We start from the raw sequence: 20,722 nt of genomic DNA, 5'->3' as shown, positions 1-20,722 counted from the left end.
AAGGAGTGCCATGAAAAGAGTCCTTCTTTGGCACACGTTAGGGTTTGCCCTGGGGATTGGGGCGGGAAATTTTTTTCATATTCCGGTAGGGGCAGCTTTTGCTTTGGCATTGGGCGCCCTTGTTTTTTCCGGGTATATTTTATGCCGCGCTCAGGAACTGAGATTTCTGGTTATTTTCTCCTGCTGTGTGGGGATTTTATGGGGGCAAGTCCATTACCTGGCGCTTCAGGACATCCCTTTCACCCCGGGAGAGCGGATCCAGGCCCTGGGCATGGCGGCCGGGGAGCCCAGCCCTACGGCAGGGGGAAAAATATTTTCCTTTCAGGTATTTCAAGGGGCCGGTGCCCCCCGAACCAAGGGAAAGATCCAGGTGCTTTGCGCGGCCGGAGAAAAGGTGCGTTATGGTGACGTTTTGCACATTTCCGGAGAAGTACTGGATACGACGCCCCCCTCCAACCCCCATCAGTTTGATTATCCGGCCTACTTGAAAAGACACGGTATTGAGGCAACCGTGAGCACCCTGTACGGCGGTTCCATTACTCCCACGGGGGAGAACCGGGGCCATGCTTTCTTAGCCCTGGTATTTGGACTGAAAGAAAAGATGGCACGGGTGCTGGGGAATCTCCCGCCCCAACAAAGCGCCTTTATCGGGGGCATGCTCTTTGGCGAAAAAGGAACCCTCTCTTTCGAGGAGCGGAATGTCCTCTCTCAAACAGGATTAATGGATGCCTTTGCAGTATCCGGCGTCCATGTGGGATACGTGGTGCTGTTTACCCTCCTTCTGGCCCAACTGTTTAAGCTGAATAAATGGAACAGGCTGTTCTTAGTACTTTTTGCCGTGGTATTTTATGCCGCTTTGTCGGAATTTACCCCCTCCGTTTTAAGGTCCGGTGCCATGGCTGTGATGGGGCTGCTTGCCTATTCCCTGGGCGAGAAAAAGGATTTTTATACCGCCTTGGCTTTTGCTGCCTTGCCTTTATTAATCGTTCATCCCCAGATGCTTTTTGACGCCGGATTTCAGCTTTCTTTTATCGCGGCCGGGGGCGTGGTATATCTGATGCCTGCCGTAAGAGACTGGTTTCCTCAAAAGGGCGGCGTCTGGTGGGACGCACTGGCGGCCGCTGTCTCTGCCCAGTTGGCGTTAATGCCTCTTATCGCCTATTATTTTAATGTATTGACTGTGGCCGGGGTGATAGTGAGTATTCTTGCTTCCGGTCTGGTCGGTGTGGTGGTGCTTTTGGGGCTCTTTTCCCTTGTTCTGAGTATCATCAGTGTTCCTTTAGCTGTCCTGCCTGCTTACGGGGCGGGGATTCTTGTGGAAGGAATCTGGCGGGCGGCCAAAGTGATCTCAGACCTTCCCGGGTCCTATCACACCGTGAAAACCCCCAATTTGTTTTGGCTATGTGTCTTTTATGGGATCCTATTCTGCCTGCCCTATTTAAGTAAGATCAAACGGGGCAAGTTTTATCAGGCTGCCGCCCTGGGCATTTTCATCGTCTTTCTGGCCCTGCCGGTTTCCGGGAATGGCCGGCTCAATGTGACCTTTGTCGACGTAGGGCAGGGGGATTGTATTTTTCTCCAGAGCCCTTCCGGGCGTACCTGCCTCATTGACGGCGGGGGAAAGCCTAACGCCTCCGGTTCCCAGGTGGGGGAAAGAATTGTTGTTCCTTACCTGAAAAGCCTGGGACTGGAGCGATTGGATCTGGTCCTGCTCACACATCCGGATGAGGACCATATGTTGGGCCTTTTCCCCACCCTGGATGAATTAAAAGTGGACAAGTTTGTTTTTGCCCGGCCCTTTGTAGCATCTCCCGAGCTTCAGCCTCTCTTAGAACTGGCGGAGAGAAAAAACGTTCCGGCGGTTCCGGTGACCCGGGGACAAGAGATCTTTTTGGACCGGGGGATTAAACTATATGTATGCAGTCCCGGACAGCCCTTTACGGGAACGGATGCGGATACCAACAATAATTGTTTGGTCCTAAAATTATCCTATGGCCATGTTTCTTTTTTATTGACAGGGGATGCGGAAATAGCCTGTTTAACTTCTTTGCTGGACAGCGGCCTTGATTTAAAGGCAGATGTGCTGAAACTGCCCCATCACGGCAGTAAAAACAGTTTCTTGCCTTCTTTTTATGAACAGGTTTCTCCCCGCATGGTTGTGGTCTGTGTGGGAAAAAATTCTTTTGGCCATCCGGGTCCTGAGGTAGTCGAATATTGGGAGGAGCGGGAGATCCCCCTTTTCCGTACGGATCTGCATGGGGCCGTCACTTTTTCCACCGATGGAAAAGAGATCCGGGTTCAGACATTCAAAGATGGCTGACAAAACCCCTTTCTTTGTCAAGTTACTTGACAAGGACCGGATAAATTGGGACAATTTAAGCAGCTAAATAGGGAAGAAGAGGAAGATTGATGGAACAATTACCGATTTTTCATGATATTAAAAGAGGGGTACTCTCCCTAGTTTATCTTTTTTATGGGCCGGAAACGCTTCTGATCAAAGAGGCTTTGGAGAAATTAACCCATTTCCTGGTGGCGGAAGGGATCGGAGATTTTAACTATGAAAAATTGGACGGGGCGGTCGTTTCACCTGCTCAGGTGGCCGCTTCCGCTAATGTGCTGCCGGTTTTTGCCGAGAAAAGGCTGGTGGTGGTAACGGGGGCCCCCTGGTTTACGACGGCAAAAGGAGGCGGAGAAGAGAGCAAAGATCAGGAATTAGACCCTTTATTAACCTACTTGGACAACCCGTCCCCTTCAACCTGTCTGGTGCTGGTAGCCGGGGAAAAAGTGGACGCGAAAAGAAAAATGGTCAAATTAATTAAAAAAGTGGGTCAGGTGATGGAGTTTGCTCCTCTCAAGGGGCAGGAATTAAATAGATGGATCGAAAAACGTTTTCAGGAGAAAGGGAAAAAAGCTTTAAAACCGGTTTTGGATTATTTGGCGGTGGCAGGGGGAAACAATCTTTCCACACTGGAACATGAGATTGAAAAGGCGGCTCTTTTTGTAGGACCGGCCGGGGAAGTCACCCTCCGGGATGTGATGCAAACCCTCGGTCAAAGCAGTACCTTAAGTGTTTTTAACCTGATCGATGCCATGAGCAGGAGAGAAGCATCTTCTGCTGTTTTCCAACTGCGCGAGCTGGTCAGAACAGGGGAGCCGGAGATGAAAGTACTGTCTCTCTTGGCCAGACAGATCAGAATCTTGCTCCAAATTCAGGTCTTAAGCAGAAAGGGTCTGGGAGAAGCCCGCATGGCCGACGAGTTAGGGCTGCATCCTTATGTGGTTAAGAAAGGGATGCAGCAAAGCCAAAACTTCTATCCTGATGAGCTGGTGAAAGGACTGGCCCATCTACTGGATGCGGATGTAGCGATCAAGACGGGAAAAGGGGAACCCCTGGCCCTTTTGGAGACCGCTATTTTAAAAATGTGTGCAAAATATTAGAGCTTGTTGATAAACGCCCATCTACGTTGTTACAACCGTGCATTCTTGCTCGACGTACGCCCGGTACGCCTTCGCTGCAAATGCTTGTTGCGCCTAGAATAGTTGGGGACATTCCCCGCACAATTATTTCTCATGCATTGGGGTGTGTCCCCTGACCTTAGCCGGTTTCTGAACAAGCTCTTATTTTTTGCTAGAGCTTATAGTAATAGAACTTAAATAACTTTTTCATCATCCTTGTTGCGTTCTGCTTCCCACTTGGTCTGAAGGGTTCATTATGGGTATCAGTAAGAAGCAATTTTACTTTAATTGGTTTTTCCAGGTACCCGGTAACCGGGTACCCGGATCCCGGAAAGCCCTTCGGACTTTTTTCAAAAGAGATCCCGGAAAATTTTTACCAGTTCGGGATCAAATTGCATGCCGGCATATTTCCTGATTTCCTCACGTGCCTGGGCAGGGGAAAAAGGTTCTCTGTACGGTCTCCCCTCCACCATGGCGCAATAAGCATCGGCAATAGCAATGATGCGGGATATCAAGGGGATCTTTTGCCCTTTCAGGTTGGTAGGATATCCCGTACCGTCCCATTTTTCATGATGGGTGAGAATTTCTTCGGCAAGAGCGGAAAAAATTTTGGAATTCACGGCAATACGGTAACCGATCTCGCTATGCTGTTTCATTAAGTGCCATTCTTCCTTTGTTAAGCCTTCTTTCTTATTGAGAATGCTCAAAGGAATCGCCGCCTTGCCGATATCATGATATCGGGCCGCAAGCCTCAGCCGGTCCAGCTCTTGCGCATCCAACCCCACTCTTTTTCCTAAATCAATAGACAACCCCACCAATCGATCGATATGAGGCTGATTTTCATGGGTATATTTGAGAAGCTTCTTCTCCAGAGCGGAAATAATTTCTTGATGAATATGTTTACTTTCCAGCAGTTTCGTGCGATACATCATTTCTTCAGCCTGGGAAATTACTTTATCAATGCCTTCATTTTGTGTTTCCTTGGTGGCCGTTCCCAAAGAAATACTCACCTCAATAGGATCATAAGTCATTTCTTTGCTTGCCTTCCTGATTCTTTGGCAAATCTTTTGGGACTCCTCGTAGCTGGTGTGGGGCAGTACCAGCACAAACTCATCTCCCCCCACCCGGGCAATCATGTCATCCCCCCGGCTTGATTTCTTTAAAACCTGGGCTGCTTTCATGAGCAGTTCATCCCCTTTTTGATGGCCAAAAGCATCATTCACCAGTTTTAAACCGTTCAGATCACCGGAAATAACGCTGATGGGAAGGTTCCGGGGCACATCCAGCCTGCTTTTTTCTTCTTCATAAAAAGTCCTGTTATATAGGCCGGTCAGGCAATCATGAAAGGTAAGAAAGCGTATTTCCAGTTCGGACTTTTTGCGGTCGGTAATGTCCTGGCAGGCAATGATCGCCTCAGTTACTTGACCTTTCTCATTTTTTACCGGGTCGATCTTGTAATAAACCCAGGTTTTTTTGTTTAAAAAGGAGGAAAATTCCATCTCTTCTTCCATAGATTGTCCGGTCTCCAATACAATTTTTAAATGGTCCCGGATGTTGAAAAACTGCTCCTGGGGATGCGCCAGAAGATTGATTTTTAACACCTGTTTTTTTGTAGGACATTGGAGCACATCCAAAAAAGACCGGTTGATTTCCGTAATGTTGCCCATCTTGTCACACTTCATTAAACCGATGGGGCTTTTTTCGAAAAGATGCCGATAGCTCTTTTCGCTGGCTTTAATTCTTTCCTGGTAATTTTTTTGTTCCGTAACATCCCGGGAGATCAGGACAACGGCATAATTATGCCCGTTTTCATCCTGTAAAGGATAAGTTTTATTCAGCCATGTTCTACCCTGGTCATCTGCGGTTTCGGAACTGACACTCTTTCCCGTTTGGATGCATTTTAGGGCAGGGCAGGTGTTCTTTCGTTTTCTATGATTCTGCCATACCCAGCAGCAGTCTTTACCCACAATTTCATTGATATGGAGATTCCGGGATTGAGCGGCAGCCTTATTGGCCCAAAGTATCTTTCCGTCTAAATCTAAATACATCACTACTTCAGAAATGGCATTAAAAATGGCATCCTGCTCTTTTTGGTGGCGTTTCTTTTCCGTAATGTCCCGGTGCACTCCCAGGGACCGTACCGCCCTGCCTTCCTTGTCCCAGGCCACGACTTTTCCCTTGGCCTGAATCCAGATCCAATCCCCCTTTTTGGTCCTCAGCCGGTATTCCGTTTCATAATAGGGCGTACGGCCCTCCACATTGGCCGCCACATCTTCCAATACGCGCTGACGGTCATCCGGATGCAGCAATTCCTCCCAAAAGCTGAAGGGCATTGTGCCGGAAAAATCGTAGCCCAGCATAGCGGGCAGCTGATTATGAACATGCAAATTGCCTGTTTGTATTTCCCAATCCCACAAGCTTTCATCCGCACAAAACAGGGCCAACTCTAATCTTTCGTTGCTCGCGTTCAGGTTTTCGCTGGCCTTAGTTAGAGCTTCCCGGGATTCCTGCAGCTGGGTTTGCAGCCATTTCACCCGGTCGTCGGTTTCCCTGTTTCCCCCATTTTGATCCAATCCATGATCATTACCGGCACCGGGAAAGGTACTCTCCTGGGAAAAATTTTGTACCAAAAAAGATATTCCGGTAATAATACCTTCAAACCGGATCGGCCTCAACTGCCAGTGCAAAAGCAGAAACTGGCCGTCATACCTTCGGGTTTTGGTCCTGAATTGAAAAAAATCCTTTCGTCCTTGAAGGATGTCAGACAAGATTTCCTCCATATCGATCTGGTAACCAAAGTTGATGCTTAAATATTCCGTATCAATCACATCGCTAATTTTATGGCTCAGGATGTCTTTGCCGAAAAAAACCTGCCCTGCGGGGTTTGCCCAAAAAAACAAGCCGTTGATGCCTGCTTTTAATTCCATATCTGTGACAAACTTGTTTTCTACCTCCGGCATTTCGTTTTCACTCCTCCCGGTAATTAGGCAGAGCATAAAAAGGTATCAATGGATTAAAGTATAAGGGATATTTGGAGAAATTCCAGATAGCTGAAGATGCATCAGTTTAATCTTTTTACGAAAACACCACTTTCAGGGTTTGGCCTGAAAGTGGTGTCGTGTTCTGCCTGATGTACTTCTTGATATTGAGCGGATAAGTAAAGTTATTTTTACGCCTGGTTTGCCTGGTTAAAAGCTTTTTGAAGCTTTGATTTTTTCCTGGCTACAGCGTTTTTATGATAAATCCCTTTGCCAGCAGCCTTGTCAAGATTCTTGATGGCATTCACCAAAAGCTGTTGTGCTTTTTCTTTATCACCGGAAGGAATAGTTTCCGTAAATTTTTTCACCGCAGTTTTCACCGTAGATTTTATGGCAGCATTTTTTACTCTGCGGGCTTCGGCAATTTGCACACGTTTTTCTGCAGACTTAATATTCGGCATGACGATGTCACCTCCTTAGATAAAGCTTTCACAAATATAAAAATGAAAAATAATAAAGACAAATCAAGGATATCTCAAACAGGATATATTCTACCACGTATGTTAAAAAAAAGCAAGGACACCTGAAAAATAACCTGATCACTCGGGTGAATATTTTCATATTTTACGGTTATTCTATTTTAAGGAATCTATTATTTAGAAAAGGAGATGACAGAAATTGCTCGGTCTAATCGTAAGGTTTATTGTTTCCGCTTTAGTGTTGATGGTGATTAGCTGGCTTTTACCCGGAATTTCCGTAAATGGTTTTATCGGGGCCCTTATTGCTGCAGTTGTGATTGCAGTACTCGGCTATATTGCGGAAAGGCTGATGGGTAAAAACATTTCTCCTTACGGGCGGGGAATAGTGGGCTTTATCGCAGCAGCAGTAGTGATCTATTTATCCCAATTCATTATTCCCCATTACCTTTCTGTGAGCCTGATTGGGTCGCTGCTGGCCGCCTTAGTCATTGGGATCGTCGACGCTTTTGTTCCCACTGCTTTAAGGTAAACTGCCCCATAAAAGTGAATTGTTTTCATCTGGAAGAGTGCAACCACGGTTGCGCTCTTCTGCTTTGCGGGCTCCTTTTTTCCCCTTGGTCTTATCCCGAATCCCGGTACCCGGATCCCGAAAGCCCTTTGCCTTTTTAAGCATATCCGATCCTGCTTGTGCATATTTTTTATTATGCGTTAAAAGGGGGCGGACAACATGACATGGAAGATTCGCAGGTACAGGCGGTGGGGAAACAGCGGTTATCTGCCTGTGATCAAGCTTCTGATTACGGCAATATTTTTTCTGGCCCTGCTTCTCGTAGGCTTTGAAGTAGGAAATCGCATTTCGTGGAATTTTTTTACCCTGCCCAAGCTCCAGACGGGCGCATCCGAGATGTTACAGGTCTGGCGTTTTGTAGGCTTGTACAGTGACGACTGGAAAAGCATTCTGGGAGAGGTACTGCCTGTAGCCTCCTATTTCCCCGATTATATAGAGGATGAATCTAGAGGTTTTTTTGTCACGGCTATGCAGGATATTACTGCGGCAGACTTAAGAAATCCCCAGACTTTTTTTAGCTCCCAAATTGCCTATTTTAATGCCGTACCGGTAACCGCGGAGCCGGAGTACATTCCTGAAGACGAACCGGTACCGGGGCTTCCCCCCGTTGAAGAAAATAAGGAAGATCCGGTGATTCCCCGGGGAGCAGGTCCTTTAGTAGGAATTTACTGTACCCATAATGCGGAAAGCTATGTTCCTACCCAGGGAGTGGAAAAATTGGAGGGAAAGAACGGGGGGATCTTCTCGGTTGCCCAGCATCTAAAAGATACTTTGGAGAATAAATATGGCATTGCCTCCGTGCTGAGCAGCACCATTCATGATTATCCCGACTGGGCAAAGTCTTATGCCAATTCTTTGGTCACCCTCCAACAAATGAAAAAAGATTACCCCACCATTCAAATATTTATTGATGTGCACCGAGACGCCCAAATTCCCCGGGCCAGCACCACGGCTGAGATCGGAGGGAAACAGGCGAGCAGAATTATGTTTATTGTGGGTAGTAATGCCCGCCTGCCTCATCCCCACTGGCAGGAAAATTTAGCGTTTGCGAAAAAATTGTCCGGGGTGATGGATAAAATGTATCCTGGTCTGTTGAAAGGGGTCCGGGTACAGGACGGACGATATAACCAGCATGTATCTCCCCATGCCATTCTCGTTGAAATGGGTTCTACGGAAAATTCTCTGGAGGAAGCGGAGCTTGCGGCAGAAATGCTTGCCGGTGTGATCAATAATAATTTGAATTCAGAGGAAATCTAGGGATAAATAATGTCATGAATAAGGGGAATACTACCGTCAGGAGGTGTTTTTGGGTGAGAATTTTTTCCTCCTACGCAAAGATTTTATGCCTGACCGGATGCTTAGTATTTCTGGGATTAAACGCGGCGGCTCAAGGGCTGCAAAAAATGGCCCCGGGGTTTCCCCAACATGTTTTTGCCGTCACCATGGAAGAAAACATTTGGTCGGTAACGGCCATCGGCACACAGTATCAATGGGATGTGAGCGGGATGAAAGACCTGGCCCGTGCGTTGGACGCCAAAGCCCGGGAAGTGCCTGCCTATCTGAGAAGTTTACAGGTGGGGGAAAAAACGGATGCTTTCCTGCACACAGTGAAACAATCCTTTTTTCCCGGCGTCAGCGCCCTCTTGAATAAGGGACGTGATGATTTAGCCAGGTGGAGCCGGCAGTGTCAAGAAATCTTATGGAACAGGTTCAACCAGGAAAAAACAAATATTGGCTCTTGAACACTGGTCACTTGCCTCTTGTTGCGTTATAATAGATGCAGTCATCCTGGAATTCCCGCCCAAAAGGCGGGATTCTTTCCGATCACATGAAAATCAGAAAGTATGGGCGAGGAGAAGTACGATTATGCCGGATCATACAAGAGTGGTAAAAGCTGCCGGGCTGATTATGGTGGCCATGGTGATTTCCCGCATTTTGGGCTTTCTGCGGGATATCATTATCTATGCCCAATTCGGACAGAACCGGATTACCGATGCCTACAATGCGGCCTTTTCCATTCCGGATTTTTTATATATGCTGCTGGTGGGAGGCGCCTTGAGCTCTTCCTTCATTCCCGTTTTTTCCAGCTATATTGCTACGGGTAAAGAGGAAGAGGGCTGGGAAGTAGCCGGCATTGTGGTCAGCGTGATGCTCTCCCTGCTGGGTGTAGGGGTGATGATCGGATACATATTTACGCCCCAATTGATTGTTCTTTTGGTGCCCGGATTTGATCCCCGGGCCATGGACCTGACGGTGTTTTTGACCCGGGTCATGTTTGTGCAGGTGATCTTCATGGCCCTGTCGGGAATTTCCATGGGGATCTTAAATTCCTATAAGAATTTTACTGCTCCTGCCCTGGGTTCTATCTTATATAATTTGGGCATTATTGTGTTCGGGGTTTTGTTAGGAGGAACGATTGAGGCACGATGGCCGGGTTACGGAATTGCCGGTTTTTCCATTGGCGTGGTCGTGGGCGCTGCGGCAAATTTTTTGGTTCAGGTGCCTGCTCTATGGAAAATCGGCTTGAAGTTCCGTCCCAGTTTTAACATTTTTCACCCGGGCGTGATTCGATTGGGGACACTGATGGTCCCGGTCTTACTGGGTCTCTCCATCAGCGAGTTAAACCTGTTTGTCAACCAGAACCTGGCTTCCTCTCTTTCTGCCGGAGGGATTTCGGCCTTGCGGAATGCCCAGCGCTTAATGCAGCTGCCCATCGGCATTTTTGCGGTGGCCATTGCGGTGGCCGTGTTCCCGACCCTGACCGGGCACGCCGCCCGTCAGGAAAAGCAGGAGTTTAAAAAGATGGCTTCTTTAGGGCTGCGCTCCGTTATTTTTATCACTCTGCCCTGTGCTGTGGGACTGGCCGTTTTGCGCGTGCCTATTTTTCGCTTCATGTTTGAAAACGGCAAGTTTACCCATGAGGATGCTTTGGCGGCGGGGGATGCCCTGTTTTATTACTGTATCGGACTTTTTGCCTACTCTTCCATTCACGTCCTGAGCAGGACTTTTTATGCTCTTCATGATACGAAGGCCCCTGTTTTTGCCAGTGTGTGCGCCATTGGGACCAATATCGGGTTAAGCCTGCTGCTCATCGGGCCCATGGAGGAGCGGGGATTGGCTTTGGCATACTCCTTGGCCGGGATTATTAATATGATTGTGCTCCTGGGCATGTTAAGAAGAAAAATCGGCCCCATGGATGGAGGGCACATTCTTTTATCCTTCGGCCAGACCCTGTTTGCTTCCGCTTTAATGGGCGCAGCAAGCTTTTATGCCGCCCAATTCAGTATGGGGCTGTGGGGCGTCGCTACCAAGATGAGCCAATTGGGCCAAGTCTTTTTCGCTGTTGCGGTCGGTGTGATCGTATTCGGTGCGGTGGCTATGATCTTTCATATGGAAGAGGCGGAAATGGTGGCCGGCATCCTGGGGCGCAGGTTTCGCAAAAAAACGGGAAAATGATTAATGCACAAGAGCAATATACAATGGTATAATGATATAATATGAAAGAATGAGTACCAGACAGGAGGAAGAGGGTGGCAGGAATGACGACAAAACAGGAGACTACCCGAAATTTTTGTATCATCGCCCATATTGACCATGGCAAATCGACTTTGGCCGATCGCATCCTGGAGTATACCGGGGCATTATCTGCCCGGGAAATGGAATCTCAGGTTCTGGACCAAATGGAATTGGAAAAGGAACGGGGCATCACCATTAAACTGCAGGCGGTACGGATCAACTATCAGGCCAGGGATGGGCAGATGTATACTTTGAATCTGATTGACACTCCGGGGCATGTGGATTTTACCTATGAAGTTTCCCGCAGCCTGGCGGCCTGTGAAGGGGCGCTGCTGGTGGTGGATGCCGCTCAGGGTATTGAAGCCCAGACCCTGGCCAATGCCTATCTTGCCTTGGAACATGATCTGGAGATTATTCCGGTGATTAATAAGATTGACCTGCCCAGCGCCGATCCGGACGGGGTCAAGAAACAGATTGAGGATATTCTTGGATTGGATGCCAGCGAGGCCATCCTTTGTTCGGCTAAGACAGGCTTGGGCACGGAAGATATCCTGGAAGCAATTGTCCAGCGGATTAAACCTCCCGAAGGGGACCGGCAGGCGCCTCTGAAGGCGCTGATTTTTGACTCCCATTTTGATTCCTATAAAGGGGCCATTCCTTATATTCGGGTGGTCGATGGGATGGTCACCAAAGGGATAAATATTAAAATGATGGGGACGGGAAAAACCTTTGAGGTTACCGAAGTAGGTATTTTTACCCCTGCCCTGAAACTGATCGATACCCTGGCCGCGGGAGATGTGGGTTTTGTCGCGGCCAGTATCAAAAATGTGAAAGACACCCAGGTAGGGGATACGGTTACCGATTATAACCGGGCGGCAGACAAGCCTCTCCCCGGGTACAGAAAAGCCACTCCCATGGTTTATTGCGGTTTATATCCCATTGAGACCAATGACTATGCCGACCTCCGGGATGCCCTGGACAAACTTCAGTTGAATGATGCTTCCTTAGTGTATGAACCGGAGACTTCCGTCGCCCTGGGTTTCGGTTTCCGGTGCGGCTTTTTGGGGCTGCTGCACATGGAAATTATCAAGGAGAGATTGGAGCGGGAGTACGGCTTGGAGTTAATTACCACGGCTCCCAGTGTAAATTACCGGGTTACGCAGACCGACAACAGTGTGATTCATGTGGACAATCCCACAAAACTTCCCAAGCCCCAGGAGATCGCTTTGATGGAAGAGCCTTATGTGAAGGCGACCATTATGGTGCCCACTGAGTTTGTGGGCAGTGTCATGGAGATTACGCAGGAAAGACGGGGTAATTTTGTCCACATGGAGTATATTTCCGAATCCCGGGTGATGATGATTTACGACCTGCCCTTGTCGGAAATTATTTATGATTTTTTTGATCAACTGAAGTCCCGCACCAAGGGTTATGCCTCACTGGATTATGAATTAAGCGGCTATAAGGAATCGGATCTGGTGAAATTAGATGTGATGGTGAACGGGGAAATCGTGGATGCTTTGTCGTGCATCGTGCATAAAGACAAAGCCTATTACCGGGGCAGGGCTCTGACGGAAAGATTACGCCAGCTTATTCCCCGGCAACTGTTTGAAGTGCCGATCCAGGCAGCCCTGGGCAATAAAATCATTGCCCGGGAAAGTGTGAAAGCCCTCCGGAAAAACGTCCTGGAAAAGTGCTACGGAGGCGATATTACCCGGAAAAGAAAGCTTCTGGAAAAGCAAAAAGAGGGTAAAAAGCGCATGAAGCAGGTGGGGAGTGTGGAGATACCCCAGGAAGCATTCATGGCGGTGTTGAAAATAGATTAGCGTAAGGCTGTTGATAAACTTCGTCTGGCGTTGTCACCGGACATTGCCGGCATCCTCATTTGGCTGTTGATAAACATCGCCTGGCGTTGTCACTGCGCACTGCCGGCATCCTCGGCGTATTCACGATACGCCTCCGGTGCCGGCAGTGCTTGTTCTTGAGCCATGCTCGTTTCTGAACAGCCTTGACTAGCGACAGGTTACAGTAGGAAAATCAAAAAGAATTAAAATGAGACTGTCGAGAAAGTCACGGGCGTACGTCGAGCAAGAACGCGCAGTTGCAACAACGTAGATGGGCGTTTATCAACAAGCTCAATTAAAAGGATGACATTTATGAATCTAACTCCAGGGAATCGCCCCTCCATTGAAGCCGTCTATATCCACATACCTTTCTGTATCAAAAAGTGTCATTACTGTGACTTTGTTTCATACCCCCTGGCCGGTTTACCGGTAGAGGAATATTGTGATGCCGTCATAGCAGAAGCGGCATTATATGCCGCCCATGCGGACAGTATCCAAGGAGGCATAAAATCCATATATATAGGAGGGGGAACTCCTACCAGTATCCCGGCAGAGTACCTGATGAAAATGCTCGATCAGGTACAGGACTGTTTTCCCCTGGCCCGGAACGGGGAAATAACCGTGGAGTGTAATCCGAAAACGGTTGACGGAGCCTACTTTTCCAAATTGAAAAGAGGGGGAGTTAACCGGTTATCCATTGGCGCACAGGCGTTTCAGGATCAACTGCTTCAGCGTATGGGCAGAATTCATCTTCCCCAAGATATTGGCAATGCCGTCCATGAGGCCCAACAGTGCGGCATAGAGAATATTAATTTGGATCTGATCTACGGGTTACCCGGCCAAACCCTGGACCAGTGGAAAGGGTCCCTTAATGCTGCTGTCCAATTGCATGTGCCGCATATCGCCGCGTATGGCTTAAAACTAGGTGAGGATTCCTTTTGGGGAAAACAATACCAAAAGGGCTTGTTACAGGTTCCCGATGAAGACGCTTCCGCCGACATGTTTGAGCTTGCCATGGATATCCTGGCAGCATCCGGCTACCGGCAATATGAAATATCAAATTTTGCTTGGCCCGGTTATTTTTCCGTGCACAACCGGGTATACTGGAATAATGGAACCTACCTGGGATTGGGTGTCGCCGCCTCTTCCCACTGGCAGCATCTCCGGCAGACAAACCAAGCCGCATTAAAGAGGTATCTTCAAGAAGTGCAGGAAGGGAAATTCCCGGTTGGGGAAAGCGAAATTGTCGATTTCGACACTGCCCTAGGAGAAACGATTTTTTTAGGGCTCCGGCTTCTGGAAGGTTTAAATATCCATGAATTTGAGAAACGTTTTGGTGTTAAGATAAATAAAAAATATCAAAAACAACTGGAAAAACTCATTGCTTTGGATCTGATTGCCTGCTCGGAAGATCAGATAAAATTAACTAGAAAAGGAATTTTTCTGGCAAATGAAGTGTTTATGGAATTCCTTCCATAAGGGTTGACAAAACCAAACCTAGGTGGTATTTTGAAATTAGCACTCAACAAGTTAGAGTGCTAACAAGGTTGGGGAGGGCTTGATATGGATGAGCGTAAAAAGCAAGTATTGCATGCTATTATTACGGATTACGTTGCTACCGCAGAGCCTGTTGGATCCCGAACGATTTCAAAAAAGTACGGGCTGGGAGTTAGTTCGGCCACGATTAGAAATGAAATGTCTGATTTGGAAGAACTGGGGTACATTGAGCAGCCCCATACCTCTGCCGGCAGGATCCCTTCCGACAAAGGCTACCGGTATTATGTAGACTGTCTCATGGAAAAGGAACAGCTCACTCCTGGTGAGATGAATAGTGTGACGCAAGTTTTTGGCCGGAAACTCACGGAACTGGATCACATCGTCCAAGCGACATGCCAGCTGATGTCTCAACTGACCAATTATACAGCGATTATTTTGGTGCCCAAGCGCGGGGAAGGGACACTGGAGCGTATTCAATTAATTCCCGTGAGTTTATTCCGGGTGATGGTAGTGATCGTATCCGATACGGGCTTTATTAATCACCGGGTGATGGACTTAACTAAACCGGTTGATCTCCAACAACTTCAGGACATCAATAATTTTTTGCAGGGCAAGCTTTTTGGACTGAATATGGAACAGGTCAATTTAACCCTTCTTCAGGAAATCACCCATCAACTGAATCATCACGAGCAGTTAAAGAACTTGGCATTTGAGCTCATGGAACAGGTCCTGCTGGAATCCGGGGAGGAACGGGTCTTTTTGGGCGGCGCCTTAAATATGTTTAACCAGCCGGAATTTCGTGATGTAGAAAAACTGAAGACCCTTCTGTCCAGCTTGGAAGAAGATCAGGTGGTAAAAAGCCTGCTCAAGAAGGAGGGACGGGACGGCACGGAAATATCCATCGGGGGAGAGAACGCGTACCAGGGTGTGAAGCAATGCAGTGTCATTACCACCGACTATAAAGTCGGTGGGAAAACCGTGGGATCCATCGGTGTTTTAGGGCCTACCCGCATGAATTATTCAAAGGCGGTGGCCTTGGTGGAATTTGTCACCGACCAACTGTCTCACATATTGGAAAAGATGGCGAAAAGATAGGTGAAAAATTTGTCCCTCAAAAACGTGAACGAAAATGCGGAAGTGGATGAACGTCTGGCGGCATTGATCACCAATGCCAATGCCATCCGGGCCATTGCTTCGGCAGTGGAAGGAACAATCGGTCCCAAGGGTTTGGACACCATGCTGGTTGACAAGTTTGGCAGTGTTGTCATTACCAATGCCGGGGTTACCATCCTGGATCTTATGGAGGTCAGCCATCCGGCGGCGAAAATGCTGATTAATGTTGCCAAAGCCCAACATCAGGAAATTGGTGACGGCACCACCACCGCCACTCTACTGGCCGGTTCTTTAATCGGCTGCGGGGTGGAGCAGGTGATGAAAGGGGTGCCTGTGGCCCGTGTCATTGAAGGGTTAAGATTTGCGGCCAAAATCGCTTTGACTGTGTTCCGCGACCAGGCAAGGCAGGTCAGTGATGTCCACGATCCCATCCTCAAACAAGTAGCTTTAATTGCCGGACGGGAGCATGAGGATATTGCGGACCTGGTGGTGGAGGCTGCCGCCCTCATCGGCAGGGAAAAACTTCAGGACAAAAGCTTTAAATTGGCGGATACCATTTGTTCCACGGTAGGAGCAGAAAACAAGGTATTTTTAGGCGTCATTGTCAATAAGGAACGGATAAACCGGCAAATGCCTAAAAAGATAGAGAATGCCAAAATCCTTGTCCTGGACGATGCTTTAGAGCCGGAAGAAGTAGAAGATGAAGCATTGGGAACGGAGTCGGGGTTTGCCAAGTTTTTGGAACTTCGGCAGGAATTTGAACAGAACCTGAGGAAGATGGTTGAAATAGGGGTTCGGGTAATATTGGTGGACCGGGGTGTGGATGATTTTGCGGAGGAATTCCTCACAGATGCGGGAATTCTAACGGTGCAGCGGGTGTCCCATAAAGAATTGAGGCGGGCAGCCGAACATACCGGAGCGAGGACCCTGAAGCGAACGGGACTTCGCAAAGAGCCGGCGGAACTGATCCATTATCTGGGCACCGCGCGCCGGGTTTATGAAGATGAAAAATTAGGCCAGGTATTAATTGCTTCCGGCGGGGGAAAGCCCATGGCGACGATTCAGGTAGGAGCCGCCACCGAAGAGGTGGTGGGAGAAAGACAGCGTATTGCCAAGGATGCGGCTGCTTCCGTCCAGGTGGCCATCCAGGGCGGGGTACTGCCCGGGGGCGGCGCGATTGAATTGGCCGCCTTGCGAGAAGTGGAAAAAAACCGGCCCCAGCTGAGGGGAATGGCTGCTTATGGTATGGACTGTGTGGCGGAAGCATTGAAAAAGCCCTTTACCCAAATTGTGGCGAACGCCGGTTTTAACCCCCTGGAAAAGCTGGGCGATGTGCTGGCTGCCCAAGCGGAAACAGGGAAATTTTCTTTGGCCGTAAATTGTGAGACGGGACAGGTGGCAGATATGCTTTCCTTAGGAGTGATAGACCCGGCGTTAGTAAAAATTCATGCTTTTAAAGCTGCGTCCGAAGTAGCGGAGGCCATTTTGCGCATCGATACGATCATCAAAATGAAAGCCGAAAAAGAAGAAGAGGGAAAGGGTTTTCCGGAATCCTTTCGTGAGTAGTAACTATTTGCCGTAAAGGTGGTGGATGATATGATTGAATCTGAAAATATGCAGGAAAACTTGAATATATCCGGGGAAAACATACCGGATGAAGCCAAAGCGAATGAGGGTATCGCTCAGGAAACTGAACCGGACGATCAAGGCAAAGAGGCAGAAGATACCTGTGCGGAGGGGGAAAACTCCCCCTATTGGCAGGCCCAAGTAGAAAAGCTGGAAGCGGAGAAAAAAGAACTGGTTAATGTGATGCAGAGGCTCCAGGCAGATTTTGAAAATTTTCGCCGGCGCACCCGGTTGGAAAAAGAAGATCTGCTCCAATATGCTTCTGAAAGTGTGATTACCCGGCTGCTCCCTGTGCTGGATAATTTTGAGCGGGCTTTAACTTCTGCCAAAGACGGCGGAGAAGTAAAAAGTTTTTTAGATGGGGTGGAGATGATTTTTCGCCAGCTCCAACAGGTTTTGACCAATGAGGGACTTGAACCTGTGGCATCCCTGGGATGCAAATTTGATCCCAACTGCCATGAGGCGGTGATGCAAATAGAGGACGAAGAGCAGGAAAAAGATACCATAGTTGAGGAACTGCAAAAAGGGTATCGATTAAAAGGAAAACTGATTCGGCCCAGCATGGTGAAAGTGGTAAAATAGGAGCAAATTAGCATTTTAAATATGAACTTTTTAAAAGGAGGTACATACAATGGGTAAAGTAATAGGAATTGATCTTGGGACGACCAATTCTTGCGTTGCCGTGATGGAAGGCGGAGAAGCGGTGGTCATCCCCAATGCGGAAGGCGGCCGGACGACTCCTTCGGTGGTTGCTTTTTCCAATACCGGTGAGCGACTGGTCGGCCAGGTGGCAAAAAGACAGGCCGTGACGAATCCAGACCGGACGGTCATCTCCATTAAAAGACAAATGGGCAAGAAACATGATGTGAAGATCGGAGATAAAACCTATACGCCTCAAGAGATTTCCGCGATGATTCTGCAAAAATTGAAAGGGGATGCGGAAGCATACTTGGGAGAAACGGTTACCCAAGCCGTGATCACCGTTCCCGCTTATTTTTCCGACAGCCAGCGTCAAGCCACGAAAGATGCCGGGAAAATTGCCGGATTGGAAGTATTAAGAATCATTAATGAGCCTACGGCAGCCGCTCTGGCTTATGGCTTAGACAAGGGAGAGGATCAGACAATTTTGGTTTTCGACCTGGGGGGCGGTACTTTTGATGTATCCATTCTGGAATTGGGCGACGGGGTTTTTGAAGTAAAAGCTACCAGTGGGAACAATTTTTTGGGCGGCGATGATTTCGACCAGAGGATCATCGATTACCTGGTGGGAGAATTTAAAAAAGGGGAAGGCGTGGACTTAAGCAAGGACCGCATGGCGCTCCAGCGCTTAAAGGAAGCGGCGGAAAAAGCGAAGCATGAATTGTCCGGTGTTTTGACCACCAACATCAATTTACCCTTTATCACCGCTACTTCGGAAGGTCCCAAACATATGGATATCACCTTAACCCGGGCGAAATTTGATGAATTGACCGCTGATTTGGTGGAAAAGACCATGGGTCCCACCCGGCAGGCTTTGTCCGATGCGGGTCTTTCGCCGGATAAAATCGATAAGGTGCTCCTGGTAGGCGGTTCCACCCGAACTCCGGCCGTACAGATTGCCATTAAGCAGCTGCTCGGCAAAGAGCCCCATAAAGGAATTAACCCTGACGAATGTGTGGCCATCGGTGCAGCCATTCAAGCCGGGGTGCTGGCAGGAGAAGTGAAAGATGTTCTTCTCTTGGATGTCACGCCTTTGTCTTTAGGCATTGAAACTTTAGGAGGGGTATCTACCCGGCTGATTGAACGCAACACGACCATTCCCACCAGCAAGAGCCAAATTTTCTCCACGGCGGCAGATAGTCAGACTTCCGTAGAGATTCATGTCCTGCAAGGGGAACGGCAAATGGCTGCGGATAATAAGACTTTGGGCAGGTTTACCCTCACCGGGATTCCTCCCGCTCCCCGGGGCATTCCCCAAATTGAAGTAAAATTTGATATTGACGCCAATGGTATTGTTCACGTCAGTGCCAAAGATTTAGGGACCGGGAAACAGCAGGATATTACCATTACCGCCTCCAGCGGACTTTCCGACCAAGAAATTGACCGCATGGTGAAAGATGCGGATAAGTTCCGCCAGGAAGACGAAAAGAGAAAAGAATCTGTGGAAGCCCGCAACCAGGGCGATGCCATGGTTTACCAGGTGGAGAAAACCTTAAAAGACCTGGGCGACAAAGTACAGGACGCGGAAAAAGGAGAAGTGGAACGGGCCAAAGACGCTTTAAAAGAGGCCTTGACCAGGGATAATACGGAGGAAATTAAACAAAAATCAGACGCCTTATCTCAGGCACTTCATAAGATATCCGAGCGTATCTATAAAGAAGCCGGTGCCCAGGCCGGGCCCCAGGGCCAAGAGACAGCCAATCCGGGACACGGGCCTCAGGATAACGTGGTTGATGCCGATTACGAAGTAATGGACGATGACAAAAAATAAGCCGCCAGGAAGGTGGTCCCATGAGTAAACGAGATTATTATGAGGTCCTGGGGGTACCCCGGACTGCATCTGAAGACGAAGTCAAAAAGGCTTATAAAAAACTGGCCAAAAAGTATCACCCCGATCTAAACCCGGACAGCAGGACCGCGGAAGAAAAATTCAAGGAAATTAATGAGGCCTACGAGGTTCTAAGCGATACGGAGAAAAGATCCCGCTACGATCAGTTCGGTCATGCGGGCGCAAACGGCGGGGGCTTTGATTTTGGTGGCTTTGGCGGGGGAGCCGATTTCGGCGGTTTCGGGGATATTTTTGATATGTTTTTCGGCGGCGGCTTTAGCGGCGGCGGAGCCGGCCAGCGTCCTGCCGCCCAACGGGGCGCCGATCTGCGTCTGGACTTGTCCATTTCTTTTGAAGAAGCTGCTTTTGGGGTGGAAAAGGATGTGGAGATTCCCCGTATGGAAAGCTGTGAGGTCTGCGGGGGTTCCGGCGCCGAACCGGGTACCCGTCCCCAAACCTGTCCCCTCTGCGGGGGCAGTGGTAAGGTAAAGAGTGCCCAGTCCACACCCTTCGGCCAGTTTCAGACCGTGAAGACTTGTCACCGCTGTCACGGCGCAGGGACGATTATTGAAAAGGTGTGCAAACACTGTGGGGGCAGCGGCAGAGTGAAAAAACAACGCAAAATCCACGTGAAGATTCCTGCCGGCGTAGACTCCGGTTCCCGGCTGCGCATTTCCAACGAAGGGGAAGCCGGGACTTTGGGCGGGCCTCCAGGAGACCTTTACGTCTATCTGACCGTTCGGTCCCATCAAGTATTTAAGAGAGAGAATGACGATGTGATTTGCGAGTTTCCTATTTCTTTTGTGCAGGCCGCACTGGGTTGTGAGGTGGAAGTGCCCACCCTGGACGGCAAGATCAAACTGACGGTACCGGAAGGGACCCAGACGGGAACTTCCTTCCGCATGCGGGGCAGAGGGATTACCAAGCTTCGGGGATACGGCCGGGGGGATCAACATGTGAAGGTACGCGTGGTGACCCCAACCAATCTTACGGAAGAGCAGAAAAAGATGCTCCAGGATTTTGGCTCTCACTTTTCCGGAGACCAGCAGTCCGACAAAGGAAAGGGATTCTTTAATAAAGTAAAAGATGCATTTATGGGGTAACATGATGGGGACTTG

Annotated in this window: 16 protein-coding genes; 13 read left to right on the top strand and 3 right to left on the bottom strand. The window is 48.7% G+C overall.

All coding sequences use genetic code 11. From position 1 onward, the window contains the following. Window positions 1–10: 10 nt before the first annotated feature. Together DCMF_RS11850 and holA are read left to right on the top strand one after the other, a co-directional pair. Entirely contained in the window at window positions 11–2,320 is a 2,310-nt protein-coding gene (locus DCMF_RS11850) for a DNA internalization-related competence protein ComEC/Rec2 (RefSeq protein ID WP_148134623.1), read from the top strand. 89 nt (window positions 2,321–2,409) lie between these two features. Then, entirely contained in the window at window positions 2,410–3,438 is a 1,029-nt protein-coding gene (gene holA / locus DCMF_RS11845) for a DNA polymerase III subunit delta (RefSeq protein WP_148134622.1), read from the top strand. A 368-nt stretch (window positions 3,439–3,806) separates the two neighbouring features. On the opposite strand, the gene DCMF_RS11840 is transcribed toward holA, so the two are convergent. Both DCMF_RS11840 and rpsT read right to left on the bottom strand, forming a co-directional pair. Next, window positions 3,807–6,416, bottom strand: a complete 2,610-nt coding sequence (locus tag DCMF_RS11840; protein ID WP_214659287.1) for a diguanylate cyclase — start codon at window positions 6,414–6,416, stop codon at window positions 3,807–3,809. A gap of 209 nt (window positions 6,417–6,625) precedes the next feature. After that, complete coding sequence (gene rpsT / locus DCMF_RS11835; RefSeq protein WP_148134620.1) at window positions 6,626–6,895, bottom strand: 30S ribosomal protein S20; 270 nt, start codon at window positions 6,893–6,895, stop codon at window positions 6,626–6,628. Between the two features lie 217 nt (window positions 6,896–7,112). Here rpsT and DCMF_RS11830 point away from each other — a divergent pair, with 217 nt between their 5' ends. Continuing rightward, window positions 7,113–7,442 (top strand): phage holin family protein, encoded by a 330-nt coding sequence (locus DCMF_RS11830; protein WP_148134619.1) that lies wholly within the window; start codon window positions 7,113–7,115, stop codon window positions 7,440–7,442. Here DCMF_RS11830 and DCMF_RS29215 read toward each other — a convergent pair. Beyond that, entirely contained in the window at window positions 7,434–7,586 is a 153-nt protein-coding gene (locus tag DCMF_RS29215) for a hypothetical protein (protein WP_214659286.1), read from the bottom strand. The genes DCMF_RS11830 and DCMF_RS29215 overlap by 9 nt on opposite strands. A gap of 54 nt (window positions 7,587–7,640) precedes the next feature. Between DCMF_RS29215 and spoIIP the strand changes: the two genes are divergently transcribed. The 10 genes from spoIIP (at window position 7,641) to dnaJ (ending at window position 20,707) form a co-directional block, all read left to right on the top strand. Continuing rightward, window positions 7,641–8,738 carry a stage II sporulation protein P gene (gene spoIIP / locus DCMF_RS11825; protein ID WP_148134618.1) on the top strand — a complete coding sequence of 366 codons (1,098 nt, stop codon included), beginning with the start codon at window positions 7,641–7,643 and terminating at the stop codon, window positions 8,736–8,738. Between the two features lie 53 nt (window positions 8,739–8,791). Beyond that, complete coding sequence (locus tag DCMF_RS11820) at window positions 8,792–9,223, top strand: hypothetical protein (protein ID WP_148134617.1); 432 nt, start codon at window positions 8,792–8,794, stop codon at window positions 9,221–9,223. A 124-nt stretch (window positions 9,224–9,347) separates the two neighbouring features. Next, entirely contained in the window at window positions 9,348–10,937 is a 1,590-nt protein-coding gene (murJ, locus tag DCMF_RS11815; RefSeq protein ID WP_148134616.1) for a murein biosynthesis integral membrane protein MurJ, read from the top strand. Between the two features lie 83 nt (window positions 10,938–11,020). Beyond that, window positions 11,021–12,823, top strand: a complete 1,803-nt coding sequence (gene lepA, locus DCMF_RS11810) for a translation elongation factor 4 (protein ID WP_148137863.1) — start codon at window positions 11,021–11,023, stop codon at window positions 12,821–12,823. Between the two features lie 330 nt (window positions 12,824–13,153). Beyond that, on the top strand, window positions 13,154–14,320 hold the full coding sequence (gene hemW, locus DCMF_RS11805) for a radical SAM family heme chaperone HemW (protein ID WP_214659285.1): 1,167 nt from the start codon (window positions 13,154–13,156) through the stop codon (window positions 14,318–14,320). Window positions 14,321–14,404: 84 nt separating this feature from the next. Further along, the gene (hrcA, locus tag DCMF_RS11800) at window positions 14,405–15,433 is read left to right on the top strand and encodes a heat-inducible transcriptional repressor HrcA (RefSeq protein WP_148134614.1); all 1,029 of its coding nucleotides are present in this window, start codon (window positions 14,405–14,407) and stop codon (window positions 15,431–15,433) included. A gap of 9 nt (window positions 15,434–15,442) precedes the next feature. Beyond that, a complete protein-coding gene (locus tag DCMF_RS11795) occupies window positions 15,443–17,017 on the top strand; it encodes a TCP-1/cpn60 chaperonin family protein (RefSeq protein WP_148137862.1) in 1,575 nt (524 codons plus the stop codon). A gap of 30 nt (window positions 17,018–17,047) precedes the next feature. Further along, on the top strand, window positions 17,048–17,659 hold the full coding sequence (grpE, locus tag DCMF_RS11790; protein WP_148134613.1) for a nucleotide exchange factor GrpE: 612 nt from the start codon (window positions 17,048–17,050) through the stop codon (window positions 17,657–17,659). Between the two features lie 49 nt (window positions 17,660–17,708). Continuing rightward, window positions 17,709–19,547, top strand: a complete 1,839-nt coding sequence (gene dnaK / locus DCMF_RS11785) for a molecular chaperone DnaK (protein WP_148134612.1) — start codon at window positions 17,709–17,711, stop codon at window positions 19,545–19,547. 20 nt (window positions 19,548–19,567) lie between these two features. Further along, window positions 19,568–20,707, top strand: a complete 1,140-nt coding sequence (dnaJ, locus tag DCMF_RS11780) for a molecular chaperone DnaJ (protein ID WP_148134611.1) — start codon at window positions 19,568–19,570, stop codon at window positions 20,705–20,707. Window positions 20,708–20,722: the final 15 nt, after the last annotated feature.

It is taken from the genome of Candidatus Formimonas warabiya (genome assembly GCF_002777255.1).
Lineage (GTDB): Bacteria > Bacillota > Dehalobacteriia > Dehalobacteriales > Dehalobacteriaceae > Formimonas > Formimonas warabiya.
The sequence above is the reverse complement of the archived record's forward strand: the minus strand, read 5'-3'. Positions and strand labels throughout refer to the sequence as shown.